This is a genomic window from Akkermansia sp. NBRC 115031 (assembly GCF_030268505.1).
Classification (GTDB): Bacteria; Verrucomicrobiota; Verrucomicrobiia; order Verrucomicrobiales; family Akkermansiaceae; genus Akkermansia; species Akkermansia massiliensis.
On sequence record NZ_BSQU01000003.1, the window covers coordinates 142,948 to 162,410 of the forward strand.

Annotated in this window: 16 protein-coding genes and 2 pseudogenes; 14 read left to right on the forward strand and 4 right to left on the reverse strand. The window is 58.7% G+C overall.

Features of this window, described 5'->3' with window-relative positions; genetic code table 11:
• The first annotated feature begins 52 nt into the window (after positions 1 to 52).
• From QSJ36_RS05475 to QSJ36_RS05490, 4 genes are all read left to right on the forward strand, one after another.
• The gene (locus tag QSJ36_RS05475; RefSeq protein WP_146019571.1) at positions 53 to 586 is read left to right on the forward strand and encodes a hypothetical protein; all 534 of its coding nucleotides are present in this window, start codon (positions 53 to 55) and stop codon (positions 584 to 586) included.
• Positions 583 to 1,500: a hypothetical protein gene (locus QSJ36_RS05480; protein WP_250715828.1), complete on the forward strand. Its 918-nt coding sequence runs from the start codon at positions 583 to 585 to the stop codon at positions 1,498 to 1,500. The genes QSJ36_RS05475 and QSJ36_RS05480 overlap by 4 nt, the downstream gene beginning before the upstream one ends.
• A 104-nt stretch (positions 1,501 to 1,604) precedes the next feature.
• Entirely contained in the window at positions 1,605 to 2,471 is an 867-nt protein-coding gene (locus QSJ36_RS05485; RefSeq protein WP_102728912.1) for a hypothetical protein, read from the forward strand.
• Between the two features lies 1 nt (position 2,472).
• On the forward strand, positions 2,473 to 3,378 hold the full coding sequence (locus tag QSJ36_RS05490) for a hypothetical protein (RefSeq protein WP_285467555.1): 906 nt from the start codon (positions 2,473 to 2,475) through the stop codon (positions 3,376 to 3,378).
• An 82-nt stretch (positions 3,379 to 3,460) separates the two neighbouring features.
• On the opposite strand, the gene QSJ36_RS05495 is transcribed toward QSJ36_RS05490, so the two are convergent.
• The 4 genes and pseudogenes from QSJ36_RS05495 to QSJ36_RS05505 all read right to left on the reverse strand — a co-directional run bounded on the left by QSJ36_RS05495 (position 3,461) and on the right by QSJ36_RS05505 (position 6,917).
• Positions 3,461 to 4,210 carry an amino acid ABC transporter ATP-binding protein gene (locus tag QSJ36_RS05495; protein ID WP_285467556.1) on the reverse strand — a complete coding sequence of 250 codons (750 nt, stop codon included), beginning with the start codon at positions 4,208 to 4,210 and terminating at the stop codon, positions 3,461 to 3,463.
• Complete coding sequence (locus QSJ36_RS12800; protein ID WP_343123150.1) at positions 4,203 to 4,892, reverse strand: amino acid ABC transporter permease; 690 nt, start codon at positions 4,890 to 4,892, stop codon at positions 4,203 to 4,205. Before QSJ36_RS12800 ends, QSJ36_RS05495 begins: the two co-directional genes overlap by 8 nt.
• 81 nt (positions 4,893 to 4,973) lie before the next feature.
• A pseudogene (locus QSJ36_RS12805) lies at positions 4,974 to 5,687 on the reverse strand (transporter substrate-binding domain-containing protein); the annotation flags it as partial.
• Positions 5,688 to 5,846: 159 nt separating this feature from the next.
• A complete protein-coding gene (locus QSJ36_RS05505; protein ID WP_285467557.1) occupies positions 5,847 to 6,917 on the reverse strand; it encodes a glycosyltransferase in 1,071 nt (356 codons plus the stop codon).
• Between the two features lie 461 nt (positions 6,918 to 7,378).
• Between QSJ36_RS05505 and QSJ36_RS05510 the strand changes: the two genes are divergently transcribed.
• From QSJ36_RS05510 to QSJ36_RS05550, 10 genes and pseudogenes are all read left to right on the forward strand, one after another.
• A complete protein-coding gene (locus QSJ36_RS05510) occupies positions 7,379 to 8,470 on the forward strand; it encodes an EpsG family protein (protein WP_180971836.1) in 1,092 nt (363 codons plus the stop codon).
• Positions 8,467 to 9,585, forward strand: coding sequence for a glycosyltransferase family 4 protein (locus tag QSJ36_RS05515; RefSeq protein ID WP_285467558.1), 1,119 nt, complete (start codon positions 8,467 to 8,469; stop codon positions 9,583 to 9,585). The genes QSJ36_RS05510 and QSJ36_RS05515 overlap by 4 nt, the downstream gene beginning before the upstream one ends.
• Positions 9,582 to 10,193 (forward strand): sugar transferase, encoded by a 612-nt coding sequence (locus tag QSJ36_RS05520; RefSeq protein ID WP_285467559.1) that lies wholly within the window; start codon positions 9,582 to 9,584, stop codon positions 10,191 to 10,193. The genes QSJ36_RS05515 and QSJ36_RS05520 overlap by 4 nt, the downstream gene beginning before the upstream one ends.
• Positions 10,190 to 10,420, forward strand: a pseudogene (locus QSJ36_RS12810) (serine acetyltransferase); the annotation flags it as partial. The gene QSJ36_RS05520 and the pseudogene QSJ36_RS12810, both read left to right, overlap by 4 nt.
• 399 nt (positions 10,421 to 10,819) lie before the next feature.
• Complete coding sequence (locus QSJ36_RS12815; protein ID WP_345783929.1) at positions 10,820 to 11,977, forward strand: aminotransferase class I/II-fold pyridoxal phosphate-dependent enzyme; 1,158 nt, start codon at positions 10,820 to 10,822, stop codon at positions 11,975 to 11,977.
• 11 nt (positions 11,978 to 11,988) lie between these two features.
• Positions 11,989 to 13,971, forward strand: coding sequence for a nucleoside-diphosphate sugar epimerase/dehydratase (locus tag QSJ36_RS05530; protein ID WP_180972969.1), 1,983 nt, complete (start codon positions 11,989 to 11,991; stop codon positions 13,969 to 13,971).
• 18 nt (positions 13,972 to 13,989) lie between these two features.
• Complete coding sequence (locus QSJ36_RS05535; RefSeq protein WP_022396187.1) at positions 13,990 to 14,775, forward strand: polysaccharide biosynthesis/export family protein; 786 nt, start codon at positions 13,990 to 13,992, stop codon at positions 14,773 to 14,775.
• Positions 14,776 to 14,779: 4 nt separating this feature from the next.
• On the forward strand, positions 14,780 to 17,161 hold the full coding sequence (locus QSJ36_RS05540; RefSeq protein ID WP_285467561.1) for a polysaccharide biosynthesis tyrosine autokinase: 2,382 nt from the start codon (positions 14,780 to 14,782) through the stop codon (positions 17,159 to 17,161).
• Positions 17,162 to 17,182: 21 nt separating this feature from the next.
• Positions 17,183 to 18,316 carry a glycosyltransferase gene (locus tag QSJ36_RS05545; protein WP_285467562.1) on the forward strand — a complete coding sequence of 378 codons (1,134 nt, stop codon included), beginning with the start codon at positions 17,183 to 17,185 and terminating at the stop codon, positions 18,314 to 18,316.
• Positions 18,313 to 19,461, forward strand: coding sequence for a glycosyltransferase (locus QSJ36_RS05550; RefSeq protein ID WP_215443148.1), 1,149 nt, complete (start codon positions 18,313 to 18,315; stop codon positions 19,459 to 19,461). Before QSJ36_RS05545 ends, QSJ36_RS05550 begins: the two co-directional genes overlap by 4 nt.
• The last annotated feature ends 2 nt before the right edge of the window (positions 19,462 to 19,463 follow it).

Genomic DNA, 19,463 nt, shown 5'->3' on the forward strand with positions numbered 1-19,463 from the left:
CGTTCCTTCCGATTATGTTGATTTCCTGCATGCCCGCGATCCCGAATTCAGGATGGAAACGGAAGATTGGGTTCCCGCTCCGGATGCCCGCTGGGTGAGTGTAAAGGGGAATATGCTGCTGGTGACAGCGGAGAAGGAGGTGACGTCCGAGGGCTGTCTTTTTTCCATGGACAAGGAAAAGGAAGAACGCCATGTTGTTCTGAAAGGCGGGAGCCTGATGGATGACGGCCGGCAGGGAGACGCGCAGGCTACTCTGAAAATAACAAGGTCGCTCAATAAGGATTCCGGAAAAATAAACCTGAACGTGGAGCTGGTTTCGTCACGCATGCTGGGTATTTGCGGAGTGACGCTCATGAAACCGGACGGTACTCCCGTGATGGGAAAAAATTGGAGCTGGGGCTATTCTGCCGGTTCCGGCGGTTCCCTCTCCTGGGAATGGGATTACAGGCTGGAACCGGAAGAAAAGGGGGAGATACAGGTCTTGGTGAATTACATGACTGAGCTGAAACGGATTGACGTGCCTGTCGACCTGAAATTCGGTCTGTCCGGAATGGTCCGGGAAACTTCACGGCAGCGGAAACCATGAAGGCGATACATTGTTTATGGTGCGGCATCGTCTTCTGCCTGCCGGGCTGGCAGCCGTGCCGGGGAGCGGAAGAGGGGAAAATGGAGGAAAAAGTGGGAATCGTCTTTAGGGAAGCGGGGTTGGAGCGGGACACGGGGAATGACGGCGGGGAAGGGGTACTGCAATGGAAGTGCAGCGCCGTTCTTTTCATCCGCGAACCCTGGGGGTTTGGAGAGAGTAGCGTGGTGGAAAACCAGTCTTTGGGAAGGTGGGCTGAGGATGGCAGGGAGCTGGCCCCTGTGGAATTTCAAACGGCATGGCTGAATGAAAATAGTAGAAAAGGAGTGAGTTTCACGGTAATTGAAGGCACTGCGGCCAATCTGCCCCCTGCCGGCTGTGCCTGGATCCGGCTGAAGGGATGCCTGAGGGTCCCGGTGGCGCGCACGCTGGAAAGCCCTGTTTACGAACTGCCTTTAAGGCAGGGCGCCGCCGCCTTCATTCCGCTTCCTGGCATTGAGGAAGAGAACGGCGGGAATGTGAACGATGTGGTGGAACCGTGCGAGCTGCCGGTGGGGAACCTGTATGTGAAAAAATGCGAGCGGGTGACGGAGGATGGAAAAAAACAGCTCATGCTCAGCATTTGTCTGGACGCGAATAACGCGTTCCGTCCGGAAAAATTCCAGCTTCTTGACGAGAATGGGAAAGTGCTGGAGTACCAGTCCCTTGACAATTCGGAGATTGATGATGAGTCAACAACCTGGACGGCCGATTTTACGTTTTCCCCTCCGGAAAAAATGAATGCAGACAAATGCAGGGTCCGGCTGGTTTATAAAACTGCCCTGAAGTATGTTTCCGTTCCTGTAGATGCCAGGTTCGGCATAGGCGGGGAAATACGGGAGGAGGCGGAAAAGCGGGGAGGAAAGAAAGCAGGCTAGCGTTTTGCCGGAACCGGCGCTTCTTCCTTGGCGGCGGTCTCTTTTCATCTTGTGCCGTTCTGCGAACGTGTTATGCTGGAAAAGTACCCTTACCCCCCCTGCCTATGCTTCACTATTGCCTGCCCTGGCTGGCCGCGTTCTGCTGCGCGGCTGTTTCCGGCCCCGCTGCCGGAAAGGAAAGCCCTGAAGAACCTGCCGTAACCGTTTCCCTGGATGGTTGGAGAACGAACCTCCAGGAGGCCGGGCCGTTTTCAAAAGCCAGCCGGTCGTTTTCCATGGATTTGAAGGTCAGGGAAACGTCTTCTTCATGGAAGGTGGCTTATGGCGGGGAGTCCGGTTCCGAGCTGGCCCTGACGGATTCCGAAGGAAGTTCTCCTGCCAAAACGAATTGCCGTTACAGTGATTCCCGTTCCTACCAGCAGAGCAACATAGCCGGAACAATTTTTTTAAGTACGCCGTCCTGGCTGCCTTCGGAAAAAGCCAGGTGGGTGGAAGTCAAAGGGGAGGTTCCCTTGGTGATATATAGCAGCCCCGCCGTTTCAGAGAGCGTGACGCTCAAGATGACGGTCAAGGATTTCTCCGTTCCGCTGGTGCTCAAGAACGCCGGACTGGACGGCGGGGACGTGAAGGTCAAACTGAAAGGCCATTATGATGAGGGCGGAGACGACACGAAGGGGTATATGCTGAGGGTGGAAGTCCATTCTTCCACTCCGCTTGGCTTTCTGGATTTTGAACTGCATTCCCCGGATGGCGCTCCGCTGGTGACGGAAAATTACGGTTCCAGCTCCGGACGCTCCCTGAAGAGTTATGACTGGGGCCGGTACTTCCGGATGCAGGGGAAGAAGCAGGAGGAACTGAAGGTGGCCGTTCAATATGCGGAGGGATTAAGGAAAATCATGGTGCCCGTCCGTATCCGGTGCGGCCTGTCCGGCGCCGTGGAACAACAGGATACCCCGAACAAGGAGAACTAGGATGAACAGGCAGAGTATTATTGTTGCCCGGTTTTTGCTGTGCGCCGCTGCGGCTTTGGGAGCGGCGGCGTGGGGCGGCGGCAAGCCGGAGGAAAAAAATCCGGTGAAGGCCGTTTTTGTTTCCGTCGGCATGGAAAAAAACAGCATGTGGATTAACGGAGCGCCCCAGGAATCCCCTCTGCAGCTGAAGTTCGGAGTGAATTTCAGCGTCAAGTCCCCCTTGGGCTTTGGGTCGCGATACGATGACGGTATCCAGTATCTGGAGGCGACCGATTCCACCGGCAGGAAGCTGGCTCCGGCAGAGTTTAGGATGGGCAGCATGTACCCGCGGAGTGAAGGCGGAATAGTACAGGCAACCGTCAATGGAGTTGCCGGAGAACTGCCTTCTCCGGACGCTTCCTGGGTACGGCTGAAAGGGGTGTTCCGCGTTCCCGTCTCCCGTTCCGTGGAGAGCCCTGTTTACGAACTTCCCCTGGCAGAAGATGCGGAAGAGCATGTGCCGCTGCCGGGAGCCAATGACCGGGAGGAAGCGGGCGGCGGAGACATCGTCCTGTCTGAAAGCGTGCCTACAGGCAGGCTTTTCCTGAAAGAGTGCAGTACGTTTGAAAGGAACGGAAAAAAGATGAGGAAAATGATTCTGGGGCTGGGGGTGGAAAGCTCCTTCGACCTGGACCGTTTTGAAATTCTCAATGAGAAGGACGAAGTTCTGGAAACCGAATCCCGGGGCGGGGGGAGCAGAATGAACTCCTCCTACCGTGAATGGACAAGGCGCCTGCAGTTTGAAGAGCCGGAGAATATGCAAAAACTCAGGTTCCGGATGATTTACAAGGTTCCTGTGGAGCCGGTCTCCGTCCCCGTGGACGTCAAGCTGGGCATGAGGGGGGAGATCAGGGAGAAGAAGAAGTAAGGCGGTCTTCGCTGCCTCCTGCTTCGGCGGCAGGAGGGCGCGGGGCAGGTCTCCTGCGGAGAATTTTCCGGGACTGGCCGCGTCAGAGCACCTTGGAGAAGAATTCCTTCAGCCTGGGGTTGGCGGGGTGGTCGATCACCTGGGCGGGAGGCCCTTCTTCCACAATTTTTCCTTTGTCCATGAACAGGACGCGGGAGGCCACCTCCCGCGCAAACCCTATTTCATGGGTGACCACCACCATGGTCAGCCCACCCTGCGCCAGGTCCTTCATCAGGGAGAGCACTTCCCCCACCATTTCCGGGTCCAGGGCGGACGTCGGTTCGTCAAACAGGATGACGTCCGGATTCATGACCAGGGCGCGCACGATGGCGATGCGCTGCTTCTGCCCCCCGGAAAGCTGGAGGGGATAGGAGTTCCTCTTGTCGTACAGCCCGATGCGCCGGAGCAGGGTTTCCGCCTGGGCCACGGCCTCCTTCCTGGTGGAGCGTCCCGTTTTGACCGGGGCGATCGTGATGTTTTCCAGGATGGTCAGGTGCGGGAAAAGGTTGAAGTGCTGGAAGACCATGCCCACGTGCCGGCGGAATTGGTTGATGTCCGTGCGGGGGGAGGTGACCAGCTCTCCCTTGAAGAGGATTTCCCCGGAGGTGGGTTCCTCCAGCAGGTTCAGGCAGCGCAGGAAGGTGCTTTTCCCGGAGCCGGACGGCCCTACGATGAAGACCACTTCCCCCCGGTCAATCTGCGTGGTGACGTCATTGACCGCAGGCACGGAGTTGAATTCCTTCACCAGGCGGCTGATCTGGAACATGGGGGTGTTTCCGGGCTGTTCATTCATTGTTTTTCAGTCTCCTTTCCAGTTTGCCGAGCAGCCAGCTGAACAGCATGACCACGGAGAGGTAAATCAGGGCTACGGCCGTCAGGGGCATGAAGGCGGTGTAAGTCTGGCTCCGGATGATGTCGCCGCCCTTGGTCAGGTCCTGAAGGGCAATGTAGCCGGAGACGCTGGTCTCCTTCAGCAGCACGATGAATTCGTTCCCCAGCGCGGGCAGCACGTTTTTAAAGGCCTGGGGCAGGATGATGAAAATCATGGTCTGGGCGTATCCCAGGCCCAGGCTGCGGCCGGCTTCAAACTGCCCCTTGTCAATGGCCATGATGCCGCCGCGGATGATTTCCGCCACGTAGGCGCCGGAGTTGAAGCCGAAGGCCACCACGGCCACCAGCACCTTGCTGACGTCCACGGTCCCGAAGATCACAAAGTAGATAATGAGCAGTTGCACGACCACGGGCGTGCCGCGGATCACCGTCAGGTACAGTTTGCAGAGGGCGTTCAGGAAGCGGAAATTGCCCGTCTTGTCATGCGTGGCGCGGATGACGGCTACCACAAAGCCCATCAGGATGCCCAGCAGGACGGAGAAAAAGGAGACCTCCACCGTGACCAGGAAGCCGTTGGCCAGGTATTTCCAGCGGCCTTCCTGCATGAAGTTGACGTCAAAGGAGTCCTTCAGGTCCAGCCACATGTTTTCCAGCCAGTTCCCCCCGGCGGCGTGTTTTCCGGCTCCCGCGGCGGACTTGACCTGCATGGCCGCGTACGCGGTCCTTATTTCCTCCAGCCTGCCGGAGGCTTTCAGGTCCGCAATGGCGCTGTTGATGTCCTGGAGAAGTTCCGGATTTCCCTTGCGGACGGCAATGGCATAGGATTCTGAGGTGAGGGGTTCCGGCAGGATTTCCAGCCGGTCATTGCCTGCCACGTACATTCTGGCCGGGTCCTGGTCAATTACGGCCGCGTCCACCTTGCCCGCCGCCACGGCGGCTACGGCCAGCGCCCCGTTGGGGAAGCGTTCCGGCTGCTGGATGTTCCGGGTGACGTAGATGTCTCCCGTGGCTCCGTGCTGCACGCCGATTCTCCTGCCGCGGATGTCTTCCCGGCCCCGGATGGGGGAGCCTTTGGGGACGATGATGACCTGCGCGGCTTCCACGTAGGGAATGGAAAAGTCCACCTTTCCCCTGCGTTCCGGAGTGACCGTGATGCCGGAGGCGGCCACGTCCGCCTTTCCGGAGACCACCGCCGTAATCACGGAGTCAAAGCTCATGTCTTCAATGACCAGCTCCCTGCCGGTGCGCCGGGCCACCTCCCGCATGATTTCCGGGTCAATGCCCATGATGGCGTTCCCCTCCCGGAATTCGTAGGGCGGGAAGGTCGCTTCCGTCACCATCAGGATTCTGCCGTTTTCCGCCGCTCCCGCGCCGCAGCATAAGAGGAGCCAGCCCGTCAGCAGGACTCCGAGGTTTTTCAGGAAGGAAATGGAGGGCATGGAAGGTAGGAAAAAACGGTGGAGGCTGAACTGCTGGGATATATGATTTACCCGCCCGGAACGCAATAAAAAACTGTTTCTTCCCGGCACCGGCTTTTTCCGGCCCTGCGGCGGCTGTGCCGGGGAGCGTGGGGACGTTCCCACGGTGCGGGAATAGATTCAGCGGACCAGCCGCAGAAGGATCCGGCGCAGCCTGTAGGCGATTTTTTTCAGGAAGGTATGGCGGCTGAGTTCCGCGTAGGCCGCCGCGGCGTCATTCCGGCGCATGGCGGAAAGGAAGGCGTCGTCACGGGCGAGATGGGCTTCCAGCGCGTGGCGCCAGATGGAGCTGGCGTGCAGTTTTTCAAGCGCCTGCGGCATGCCGTCCGCCTTCAGTTTTCCGGAGACGGCCAGGGTTGCCAGAAAGCTGCGCACGTTGTTCAGGAAGGCCCCCAGTTCGCTTTTTTTCCAGTCTTCCCGGTCCGTCAGGGTCAGCTTGAGGGAATGAAGGCGGAGCATGTCGTCAAACAGGGAGAGGGACAGGTTCCCGGTCACCCCTCCGAATTTATAGATATACACCTCCTTTGCCAGCACGGCGATTCGTTCCGCCCTGGGGAATACCTGAAGGTTGAACAGCTGGTCTTCCGCGTACCTGAGCCCGCTGGGGGCGGGACGGCTGGACAGAAGGAATTCCCTTCTGTAAAGCTTGATGCACATTTTCCCGTAGGTGTAGAACAGGCCGTGCCTGTCCATGCCGAAGAAGCCGGAATGGTAGGAGGACAGGAATTCCTCCCTTTCCACCACCCGGCTGTGCGGGATATGGCCGTCCTTCCTGCGGAAGAGGCCGAAGCGGTCCAGATGGCGGACGTAGTCTCCGATGACGACGTCCGCCCGTTCCCGGACGGCCATTTGAGCCATGGCTTCCACGCTGTCCGGAAAAATGGCGTCGTCCCCGTCCACGAACATCACATACTCTCCCGCGGCCATGTCCATGCCGGCGTAGCGCGCGGCGTCCACCCCCGCGTTCTCCCGGGTGATGACCCGGATGTTCTGATGCCGCGCCGCATAGGCGTTCAGAATGTGCGCCGTGCGGTCCGTGGAACCGTCATTGACCAGGATGATTTCCAGCGGTGACCAGGTCTGGCGCAGCAGGCTGTCCAGGCAGGAGGAAACGCACGTTTCCAGGTTGTACACGGGAACGATGATGCTGACGAGGGGAGCCTCCGGAATGGTTTGAACAGGGTGGTGCATGGGCGCGGTCGTAAAGGCTCCGCCGCCATGAACAGGATGCCTGCCGGAACGGAAGCAGGGGACATGGCCCGGACCGGAGGAAACGATAGGGCATCCGGGCGCGTCAAACAATGCCGAAAAGCTGTTTTCTACATTATCGTATAGTTAGAGTCATTTGCTATTTTCTTCATATTCAATATATAATGATAAAGGGAAAGAAAAATCGTTTTTTGAGGGCCAAATATTAAACCGGATTACCAGTCCGCTGTCAATCGAAGATTCTGACAATATAAACTTTAAGGAGTTTCTGGATTTTTATCCCAACGGAAAAGCCGTTTTTCCTCCCCTGCCTAAGAGGCTGAATTTGCCAGCTTTTCCGGGCCTCTATTTTCAAACGGACTGGTAATCCGCTAATGTCCGGCCGCGCCCGTTTTTGCCTTGGCATGTGTTTCGATTTTATTCCCATTTCCTCATACACTGCATTGTTTAACTGGACCATTCTTTTTTTAATCCTTGGTGCGGTTTATCAGGCGGGAACGGGAGGAATCTTTTCCGCTTCCACCGCCAGGCTGGACAGCCTGGCCGGCTTTTTATTCGTCGTCGCCCTGATCATGTACATGGGCGCGCGTCCCGTCAGCGCAGAGTTTGGAGATACCATCAATTACGCCGCGGAATTCCAGACGCTTCAGCAGGGAGAGGCGGGCAACTGGAAAGCCCAGTTGACGGGCATGAAGGGGGAATGGCTGTTTGCCGTCATTCTGCATGCGTGGGTGCAGCACGGCAATGTGCACGATTATTTCCTGACCTGTTCCGCGGTATACGTGGGAGCGCTGGCCCTGGCCAGCTACAGGATTTTCGGAGCCCGGTGGTTCATTCCCTTCCTGATTACGTGCGCCATGTTCACCTTCTGGGTATACGGGGTCAACGGCGTCCGCAACGGCATGGCCGCCTCCGTGATGATTCTGGGCCTCACCTTCCGCAGCAACCTTAAAATGCTTCTCCTTTGCACCGTGCTCGCCGTCAGCCTGCACAAGTCCATGATGCTGCTGGCCGCCGCGGGAGCCTGCGCCTGGTTTATCACGGATACGCGGTATTACGTGGCGGCGTGGGTAGGGAGCATCCTGGCCGTCATTCTGGCCGGTCCCGCCATCGGGGAGATGATCGCCTCCTCCGGCTTTTTCGATGATCCGCGCCTGACCCTTTACATCAACCAGGCGGATGAATTGAAGGCTTCCTCCGCATTGTTCAGCAGCGTGGGTTTCCGCTGGGATTTCCTGATTTACAGCGCGCTCCCCATTGTGACGGGCTGTTACTTCCTGTTCCGGGAGGAATACCGGGACGTGATGTATACGTGGCTGCTGAACATCTACATTGCGGCCAATGCGTTCTGGATTCTCTGCATGTACGCGGCGTTCAGCAACAGGTTCGCCCAGCTTTCCTGGTTCCTGATGGGCTTTGTCTTCATCTATCCCTTTTTCAAGCAGAGGTTCTGGGCGGACCAGGAAAAGAAACTGGCCTGCTTTATCCCGGTGGTTTACGCCTTCACCTTTTACATGAATATTTACAACGCATGAAAAGGAAGCTCATCCGGGTTGCGGCGTCCCCTATCTCGCTGGACCTGCTGCTCAAGGGCCAGTTGAATTACCTGAACGGGTTTTTTGACGTTCTTGCCGTGGCTTCCCCCGGAGCGGAGCATGCGCGCATCCGCCGCCGCGAAGGCGTGGAAACCGTGGAGCTGGAGATGGAACGGGCCATTTCCCTGTGGAAGGATTTGAAAAGCCTGTGGCGCCTGTTCCTGCTGTTCCGCAGGGAACGCCCGTGGGGAGTGCATTCCGTGACCCCCAAGGCCGGACTGCTGAGCATGGCGGCGGCGGCTCTTGCCCGCGTTCCGGTCCGCGTCCATACCTTCACCGGCCTGATTTTTCCCTACCGGAAGGGGGCCTTCAAGTTCCTGCTCAAGCAAATGGACCGCCTGACCTGCCTGTTTGCCACCCACGTTATTCCGGAGGGGGAGGGCGTCCGGCAGCTCTTGATGGCGGAGAAGGTGACGGGCAAGCCCCTGGAAATCCTGGCCCACGGGAACGTCAACGGCGTTGATCCTGATTATTTCCGCCGTTCCGGCTGCCGGGAGGAAGTGAGGAAACGTCTGGAACTGCCGGAAGATGCCATGCTGTTTGTTTTTGTGGGGCGCATTACGGAAGACAAGGGCATCCGTGAGCTGCTTGCCGCGTTTTCCGCCCTGCGCGCAGAGACCGGGCGTACTCCCGTTTTTCTGGCTCTGGTGGGATGGACGGAGGATTACGCCGGAGACAAGCTGGACGTGCCCGGCGTGTTCCGCCCCGGTTTTCAGGAGGATATCCGGCCCTGGCTGGAAGCCGCGGACGCGTTCGTGCTGCCCAGCTACCGGGAGGGATTTCCCAATTCGCTGCTGCAGGCGGGTGCCATGGAACTGCCCTCCATTGCCACGGATATATGCGGGTGCAATGAGATTGTGAAAGACGGCGTGAACGGCCTGCTGGTTCCGGCACGGGATGAAGAGGCTCTCCGGCAGGCCATGGCGGCCATGCGGGACGACCCGGAACGGCGCGGGAGGATGGGCGCGGAAGCGGCGGAACAGGTGAAAAGCCGTTTCAGCTGCCGGATGGTGTGGGAAGCATTGCTCCATTTTTACGGGAGGGCGTCGGCATGATTTACGGTAATTGCGTCAAGAGGGTGCTGGATTTTTCCGCCGCCCTGATTGTGCTGGCGGTGCTGCTGGTTCCGTTCCTGGCGCTGGCGGCGCTTCTGGCCGCCGCCAACCGCGGCACGCCGTTTTTCCGCCAGACGCGGCCCGGCCGCCACGGCAAGTTGTTCCGCATCGTCAAATTCAAGACGATGACGGATGAAAAGGATGCCCGGGGAGAACTGCTGCCGGACGAACGGCGGCTGACGCGCGCGGGGCGGCTGGTGCGCTCCCTGTCCCTGGATGAACTGCCCCAGCTGTTCAATGTGCTGGCGGGGCAGATGAGCTTTATCGGTCCGCGCCCGCTGCTGCCGGAATACCTGACCCTGTACAGTGCGGAGCAGGCGCGCCGCCATGACGTGAGGCCCGGCATTACGGGCTGGGCCCAGGTCAACGGGCGCAACTCCATCGGCTGGGACCGCAAGTTTGAACTGGACGTCTGGTATGTGGACCATCTGAGCTTGTTGCTGGATGCGCGCATCATTCTGTTAACGCTGGCGAAGGTGGTCCAGCGCCAGGGCATCAGCGCTGAGGGAAGCGCCACCATGGAAAAATTCACGGGTTCCGGAAAATGAAGAAGAATATAGCAATCATCGGCGTCGGGGGATTCGGCAGGGAAACGGCCTGCTGCCTCCGCGCAATCAACGGAGAGTCCCCCTCCTGGAATTTGATAGGTTTCTTTGATGACGGGGTGGCCGCCGGAACGGAAAACGAGTACGGCCGCGTGCTGGGCACGGTGGAAGACCTGAATGCCTGGAAGGAGCCTCTTTCCGTCGTGATCGCGATTGCTTCGCCACGGGCTTTGGAACGCATTTCCGGCCTGTTGGATAATCCCCTGCTGGATTTTCCCAATATCATCGCCCCTGATGTGAAGTTTTATGACCGCGGCCGGGTGGCCATGGGGAAGGGGAATGTCATCAGCTTCGGCCACATCTTCAGCTGCCATGTGGACATGGGGGATTTCAACCTGTTCAGCTGCGGTTCCCTGATCGGCCATGACGTGACGCTGGGAAACTGGAACGTCGTGGCCAACGGCTGCAAGGTGTCCGGAGGCGTGACGCTGGGTAATGCCAATTTCCTGGGGGCCGCGTCCGTGGTGCTCCCGTGCCGCACGGTGAAGGAAAACGTCGTCCTGGGCGCCAATTCCACCCTGGTCCGGGATGCGCTGGTGGGAGGCACTTATGCGGGCTGTCCCGCCGTGCTGAAAAAGAAGCCGTCCCCTGCGCCGGAGAAGAAATCCACCGTCTGGCTCTCCCTCGCCTGCACGGGGGAGGCGGAGGAAAGGTTCGTGCATGAAGCCTTTGAATCAAAGTGGGTGACGACGGTGGGGCCGAACGTGGACGCTTTTGAACGGGAACTGGAGGAATACCTGGGGGAAACGCATGTGGTGGCCCTGGCGTCCGGCACTTCCGCCCTTCATCTGGGGCTGGTGATGCTGGGAGTGGGGCCGGGGGATGAAGTCCTCTGCCAGTCCATGACCTTTGCCGCTTCCGCCAATCCCATCATTTACCAGGGGGCTTCCCCGGTGTTTGTGGACAGTGAGGAAAAGACGTGGAACATGTCTCCGGAGATGCTGGAGGAAGCCATCCGGGACCGCATCAGGCAGACGGGCCGCACCCCCAAAGCCATCATTCCGGTGGACCTCTACGGCATGCCCGCCAGCATGGGGGAGATCATGGAGATTGCCGGGAAATACGGCATTCCCGTGCTGGAAGACGCCGCGGAAGCGCTGGGTTCCGAATACCGGGGGCGGAAGTGCGGGGTGTTCGGCACGTACGGGGCCTTTTCCTTTAACGGAAACAAGATCATCACCACCTCCGGCGGGGGCGCCCTGTGCTGTCCGGATGAGGAATCCCGGAACAGGGTCAAGTTTTACGCCACCCAGGCCAGGGACCAGGCGCCGCATTATGAACACACGCACATAGGCTACAATTACCGCCTCAGCAACGTGTGCGCGGGCATAGGCCGCGGGCAGATGCTTTCCCTCCCCTCCTTCCTGGAAAAAAGGCGCGGCATCCATGAAGAATACCGCCGCCGGCTTTCCGGCGTGCCGGGGCTGTCCCTGCTGGAAAATCCGGATTCCCGCTACCATTCCAACCACTGGCTGACCTGCGTTCAGGTCAATCCGGAGGAGGCCCGGTTTGACCGGGAAACGCTGCGGCTGGCGCTCCAGAAGGCCGGGGTGGAAAGCCGCCCTCTCTGGAAGCCCATGCATTTGCAGCCCGTGTTCCGCTCCTGCCCGTTTTATGGCTCCGGCGTATCGGACCGCCTGTTTGAACAGGGCCTGTGCCTGCCTTCGGGCGCTTCCCTGGCCGGGGAGGACGTGGACCGCATCATTGACGTCTTGTTGAATCTTTAATGTTCGCTCTTATGACCGAGACTCATAGCCAGATTTCAAAATTCCTCTATTACGCCCGGCATTATCTGCTGAATGCCAGCGGGAAATTCATCTTCCTGCTGGATTTGGGGCTTTCCTCCCTGGTCACGCTGCTGGCCTGCTATTACGGGGAATGGATTTACAAGGGTGACTGGGTGGACAAGCACATGGGGGTAGCCCTTCTCTTCGATCTCGCTGTCACGGGCACCATGCTCTGGCGGTCCGGCGTTTACAAGACCCTAGTCCGGTTCACGACCATGAAGGACTTGCAGAAGCTGATGGCGGCCATCCTGCTGGCCAGCATGCTGCTGTGCCTCTTTAACATTCTTCTCTGGCCCGCGTATTACAAGGGGCATGTCGTTTGCGCCATTTTCAATTTCGTCATCACCTTCCTGGTCCTGATCGGGTGCCGCATGGCGTGCATCGGCGGGAGAAGATGGCTGGAACACCTCAATTCCAGCGAATCCGTTTCCTCTCTCACGACGACCGGACGCAAGAGGATTGCGCTGGTGGGCAAGCTGGACGCCTGCCTCCTGAAAGCCTCCCTTATCAGAAGCCTGAAAAGTGAGGAATATGAAGTGGTGGGCATCCTGACTTCCGCTCCGGAGGCGGACGGCAAGGAAATCAAGGAGATTCCGATACGGTTGATCAAGGAGGCCGCGGAGGTGGAGACGGCCTTGAATGTGTTCCAGGCGTCGGGAGTCATTTTTGTGGGGAAGGACGATTTGCTGGGAGATAAGAAGCTGGCGGACGTCTGCCTGGAAAAGGGGATTGAACTGATGATTTCCCACGACCTGTTCCAGTCGTTTCACGAATATTCCGGCGTGGCCGTGGATGAAGTGCAGATTGAAGACCTGATGGAGCGGGAGGAAATCAGCATCGACATGGAAAAAATCTCCGGCGGCATCAAGGGCAGGGTGGTGATGGTGACGGGCGCGGCCGGTTCCATAGGAAGCGAACTGGTCAGGCAGCTGTGCCGGTTTTCCCCGCGCCGGATCGTTCTGCTGGACCACGCGGAAACGCCGCTGTGGCTGGTGCGCCAGGAGGTGGAAAAATCATATCCCCACGTTCCCGTTGCCACTTCCATCACCAATGTCTGCCACCGCCGCCAGCTGGAGGAAAGCATGAAGCTGTACCGGCCGGATGTGATTTTCCATGCGGCCGCCTACAAGCATGTTCCGCTGATGGAGGAGAACCCGTGCACGGCCGTGGTCAATAACGTGAAGGGGGCCATGCATCTGGCCTCCCTGGCCGTCAAGTACGGGGTGCAGCGTTTCGTCATGGTCTCCACGGACAAGGCGGTGAACCCCACCAGCGTCATGGGCGCTACCAAGCGGCTGGCTGAAATGTACGTGCAGAGCCTGGGGGAAGCCCTGCTGAAAAAGAGCGGAAAAGGAGCCACCGTATTCATTACCACGAGGTTCGGCAATGTGCTGGGAAGCGCGGGCTCCGTTATTCCCCTGTTCAAGGAGCAGATCAGGAAGGGAGGGCCCGTTACGGTCACCCATCCTGAAATGATCCGCTATTTCATGACCATTCCGGAAGCCTGCCGCCTGATTCTGCAAGCGAACGCCATGGGGCAGGGCGGGGAGATTTTCGTCTTCGACATGGGGGAACAGGTCAGAATCGTGGAGCTGGCTAAAAAAATGATTCGCCTGGCAGGGCTCTCTCCGCTGAAGGATATCCGCATCGTCTTCACCGGACTGCGCCCCGGCGAAAAACTTTATGAAGAACTTCTGGCGGACTATGAACATACGCTGGAAACCTCCCACCAGCGCATCCGCATTTTCCAGACCCGGAAATATGACATGTCCGAGCTGAAGGAAGCCTTTGAAGAGCTGGTGCGGCATGCGGAAGCCCACCATCTGGAGGATACCATCCGCGCCATGAAGCAATTGATACCCGAATACAAGAGCAACAACTCTCCCTACGCTAAGTACGACTACCTGGACTTGAAGAAACCCCTTACCATCTAACCTCTGCTTAATCATCCAATGAAATACCTACATCTGTTCCGCCATCCCTCCCTGTGGAGCCGCCTGCTGGTGGCCGCCGCCCTGGCGTGCGCGCTTCCCGCCTGCGTCAAGCCTGAAGAAGTCAATTACGTCCAGAACCTAGTGCTGGACCAGAAAGCGTCCATCGGGAAGGAATATAAGATAGTCATCAAAAAGGATGACCGCCTGTTCATTTCCGTCAGCAGCAAGAACCCCACGCTCGCGCAAATGTTCAACAAGGACAGCGGCAGCGTTTCCAGCCCCAGGGATGACGAGCGCGGGTACTTCGTGAACACGGACGGCGACATCGTGTTCCCCGTTCTGGGGAGAATCAAGGCCGTGGGCAAAACCTGCACCCAGCTGGCGAACGACATTGAAAGTGAAATCATCAGGGAAGGGTACATCAAGGACCCCGCCGTCAGCGTGCGCCTGATGAACTTCAAATTCTCCGTGCTCGGGGAAGTGTCCAAGCCGGGCAATTATGAAATCAAGGGGGAACGCCTGACGCTGCTGGAAGCGCTGAGCAAGGCCGGAGACCTGAACATGGACGGCAACCGTGACATTTACGTTATCCGGGAATCACAGGGAGAGCGCATTGCGTCCAAGGTGGACCTGCGGAACAGCGACCTGTTCCATTCCCCTTACTACTACATCCAGCAGAATGACGTCATTTACGTCACTCCGTCGGACAGGAAGGTGAACACGCGTAGCGAACAGCTCCAGATTTATCCCTACCTGATTTCCGGCACTTCCATTGCCATGGTCATTCTGGCCTTTTGCATTTAATCCCATGAAAGACCTCTCCCCCAAGAAGGAATCCCTGGATGCCGGCGGCGCCGCACCGGTATCCCTGCTTCCCAGCCCCAGGGCCATCATGGGCCGGATTGTCCGGAAATGGTACTGGTGCGTGCTTTCCCTTTGCATTTGCCTGCCCCTGGCCTATCTGTACGCGGCGCGGCAGCCCCAGGTGTACGGAAAGGCCACCACCATCCTCATCAAGGATGATTACCCCAGGGAATCCGTGGCCGCCACGGTGCTGGCCTCCACCAACGGAATAGTCAACACGGGCGCCACCAATCTGGACAATGAGATTTTCCTGCTTTCCTCCCATTCCCTGCTGAAAACGGTAGTCCGGAATTTGAAGCTGGACGTCACCTACTGGAAGAAGAACGGGTTCCGGAAGGTGGAAATTTATCAGGACTCCCCTATTGCGGTGCAGTTTACGCAGGAGGGAAAAACGGCTGACGCCCGGTTCCTGGTGATTCCCGTTTCCGGAACGGAATTCCGCTTGGAAAAGGATGAGAAGGATCATCACGGGCATGAGACGGGCGTCTTCGGCAAGGAAATCCGGTTTGACTCCCAGGCCTTCATCGTGGAGAAAACTCCCAAGTTTGACGAAAGCAGCCTGAACGTTCCCGTGATTGTCAGGAGAACTTCCGTGAAGAATGCGGCGATGGGGCTGGGAAGCGGCCTGACCGTCAGAAAGGCGAGCGGAAAGAATGATTTGATCAACATTTCCATGCGCTGCAATAATCCGGTGAAGGCGGAGGATATTCTGTACAGCATCGTCCATTTTTACAATGAGGCGTCCCTGGAGGAAAAGAACAAGCGCGGCACGAAGACGAACGAGTTCATCGGAGATCGCCTGGACGTCATCAGTGAGGAAATGAAGAAAAATGACCTCGCCATTGAAGATCTGAAAAAGGAGACGGACGTTCTGACGGACCTGTCCACGGCCCTCACGGAGGAATATGAGAACAGCCTCAATGACAAGAAGGATTTGAGAGAGCTGGAGCTTGAAATCAAGTCCATAGAATACCTGAAAGATTACCTGGAGCAGGAGGCCGAGCATGACGCCAGGCTGGTCCCCATCAATTCAAAGATAGCGGACATGGGCATCCGGGACCAGATCAGCGTTTTTAATGACACCCTGCTGAAAAGGACGAGCCTGAAGGTGAATGCCGGGGACAATAATCCGATTATCCGCGAATTGGAGGCCAATTTGAACTCCCTGAAGGATGCGTTGAAGCGTTCCGTGAATAACTACTATACGTCCCTGCTGGTCAAGAAGAAGAACGTGCAGGACCAGCATGAGCAGACGCGGGAGCATATCAGGAATGTTTCCAGCAGGGAAAGGGCCGTCAACCACATTGAACGCGAGCAGCGCGTCCGGGAATCCCTGTACGTTCTCCTGCTGAACAAGAGGGAGGAAAATTCCCTGGCCCTGGCCGCCACGGAAGACAACGCGCGGATGGTGGACGGCGTGCGGGGCGGCAACGGTCCGCTGGAGCCGAACGTTCCCAAGATTCTGATGGTGGGATTTCTGGCCGGGATGGCCATTCCCGTGTTCCTGTGCGTGGTCGCGGCCATGCTGGATTCCAGCGTGAAGCGCCGGAAGGAAATAGAAACCCTGACCTCCATTCCCGTGTACGGGGAACTGCCGCGCAAGCCGCGGAAGCTGAAGAACCAGGAAATCGTGGTGAATCTGGAAGAACCTTCCGAGCTGTCCGAATGCTTCCCCCTGCTGGCGGAACGCATGGTGGCCCTTTCCGACGGGAACGGGGGGAACCCCCTCAGCGTCCTGATTACGTCCACCTGTTCCGGGGAGGGGAAAACCTATCTTTCCGTGAACCTGGCCCTTTCCCTGGCCGTGGCCGGAAAGAAGGTGCTGCTGATGGATATGGATTTAAGAAAAGGGGCGCTCAGCGCCCTGCTGGGCGGAGCCGGAAAGCCGGGCCTGGGAGACCTGGAGCAGGCCGGGGAAGGCGGCTGGCGTTCCCTGGTGGAACAATCCCCCGTTTCCGACCACCTGGATTACCTGTTTGCGGGAACCGTGCCGGACCATCCCTCCCGGCTTTTGCTGCATGACCGCATCAGGAAGCTGATGGAGGAAGTGAAGGAGCAGTATGATTTCATCTTCATGGACTGCGTTCCCTACTCCTCCCTGGCGGATGCGCGCATCGTCGCCCGGCTGGCCGACGTCACGCTGTACGTCATGCGGGCCGGCTGCGTGAAGAAGCGTGATTTGGCCGGATTGCAGAAGATCTGGAAAAACGGAGAGCTGAAGCGCATGGGCATCGTCCTGTGCGACGTGGAGCCCCATGGCCGCTCTTCCCGCGGGTATGCCGTGTACAGAAGCCTGGACACCTCCTCCCCGTGCGCGGGAAAATAATTCGTTTCAGAAGCCCGTCTTATGCCGCGTTCCCGTCTGAAAGTCCTGTTCCTGGTGGAATCCCTGTCCGGGGGAGGGGCGGAGAAAGTTCTCTCCGGGCTGGTGCGCGGCCTGGACCGGGAGCGTTTTGACGTGACGGTGTGCACGGTGGTGGACTGCGGTCCGTACCGGGAGGAAGTAGGAAAATACGCGCATTACCGCACCATCGTGGGCGGCCGGGGCTGGCTCTACCGGCTCAAGTACGCTCTGGTGTACCGTTTTCTGCCTGCGGGCTGGATTTACAAGTGGTGCATTGCCGGGGATTACGATGTGGAGGCGGCTTTTACGGAAGGGTTTCCCACGCGCCTTCTTGCAGCCGCTCCGGAAGGGAAGGCCCGGAGGCTGGCGTGGGTCCATGTGGACCTGGAGGCCCGGCCCTGGACGCAGGGGCCGGTGTTCCGGTCGCTGGAGGAGGAAAGGAAGGCTTACGCCCGTTTTCAAACCGTGGCGCATGTGTCGCAAACCGTCAGGGAAGCGTTTGAACGGCGCTTTGGAGCGCATGCCGGGTCCGTCGTCCTGCACAATCCGGTGGATCGGGATGCCGTGCGTTCCGGAGCCTCCGCTGCGGAGGAAGTGCCGGAAAAAAAGTGTTTCCGCTTTGTTTCCGTGGGGCGTCTGGAAGAACAGAAGGGCTTTGACCGGCTGATTGCCGCGCTGGCCCGCTTGAAGGAGCGCGGTTGGCAGGCGGAACTGGTGATTCTGGGGGAAGGGAGCCGGAGGCGGGAGCTGGAAGGCCAGGCCGCCGCTCTGGGAGTGGCGGACTCCGTGCTGATGCCCGGCTTCCGGGAGAATCCCTACCCGTGGATGGCCACTGCCGATGTATTCGTATGCAGCTCCCGCAGCGAGGGAATGAGCACCGTGGTCACGGAGGCGCTGGCGCTGGGCCTGCCTGTTCTGGCCGTGGAGTGTTCCGGCGTGCGGGAACAGCTTGGCATGGGAAAGTTCGGGCGCATTGTGGAAAATCATGATGAGGCGCTGGCCGGCGGCATGGAGGATTTCCTTTCCGGCAGGGAATCCTGTGAAGATTGGAGGGAAAGGGCGGCCCGGGGCGGCGATGCGGTTGCTTATGAAAGCGCCGTGCGGAAGGTGGAGCATTTGCTGGAGGAAATGAAATGAAGAAGGTGGCGTTTTTTGTCAACAGCCTGTCCGGCGGCGGTGCGGAAAAAATTCTGCAAACCCTGCTGAACCGCTGGAACGGAAATCGGTGGCAGGTGGTCGTTTATTCCATCAGGAAGGAGGACATCCCGTCCGGCTACCCCCGGAATGTGTCCGTCCGTTTTCTGTTTGACGCCCTCCGGGAGGAGGACGGCCCCTGGGCGCGCCTGCTCGTCAAAATCCGGAACGGTCTGAAATTGCTGGTTTACAGGCATTTCCCTCCTTCCGTTTTCTACCGCTTGTTCATTCGCGGAACCTATGACGTGGAGGCCGCCTTCATTGAAGGCTACGCCACGCGGATAGCCGCCGGCTCCCCCCATGCCGGAAGCCGGAAACTGGCCTGGGTCCACATTGACCTGGCCGCCAACCACTGGACGCTGCCGGCCTACCGGAACGCGGAAGAGGAAAAGGCCGTTTACCGCCGTTTTGACACGGTGGCCTGCGTCTCCCGGAATGTCCGGGACTCCCTGCTGGCCCTGGCCGGTCCGTTGCAGGATGCGCGGGTGGTTTACAACCCCGTGGACGTTCCGCGCGTCCGGGAAAAGGCGGGGAAATCCGTTCCGGAACGTCCGGAAGGGGCCGTCCTGTTCTGCGCTTCCGGCCGTCTCGTGCGCCAGAAGGGATTTGACCGGCTGGTGACGGCGTGCCGCTATCTGGCTCAGGAGGGCTTCTCCTTCCATCTCTGGATTCTGGGGGAGGGGCCTGAAAGGAAGACGCTGGAACGCATGATTGCGGAGGGGAACTTGCAGGGCAGGATATCCCTGCTGGGGCAACTGGAAAATCCGTATCCCTACGTGAAGGCGGCGGACTGGCTGGTCTGTTCCTCCCGCAGCGAGGGGTATTCCACCGTGATTTCCGAGAGCCTGATTCTCGGCACGCCCGTGGCGGCCACGTTGTGTTCCGGAGTCCGGGAGCAGCTTGGGGACGGGGAATTCGGGTTGATTGCGGAAAACCACCTGCTGGGGCTTTACCGCGCCCTGGAAGATATTCTGACGGGAAAGGCGGACCGCCGGGACTATTGCGGGCGGGCGCTCCGCGGGGGGAGCCGGTTTGACCTGGATGGGCAGATGAATGCCGTGAAAGAACTTTTTGAAGAAACGCGCTGAAC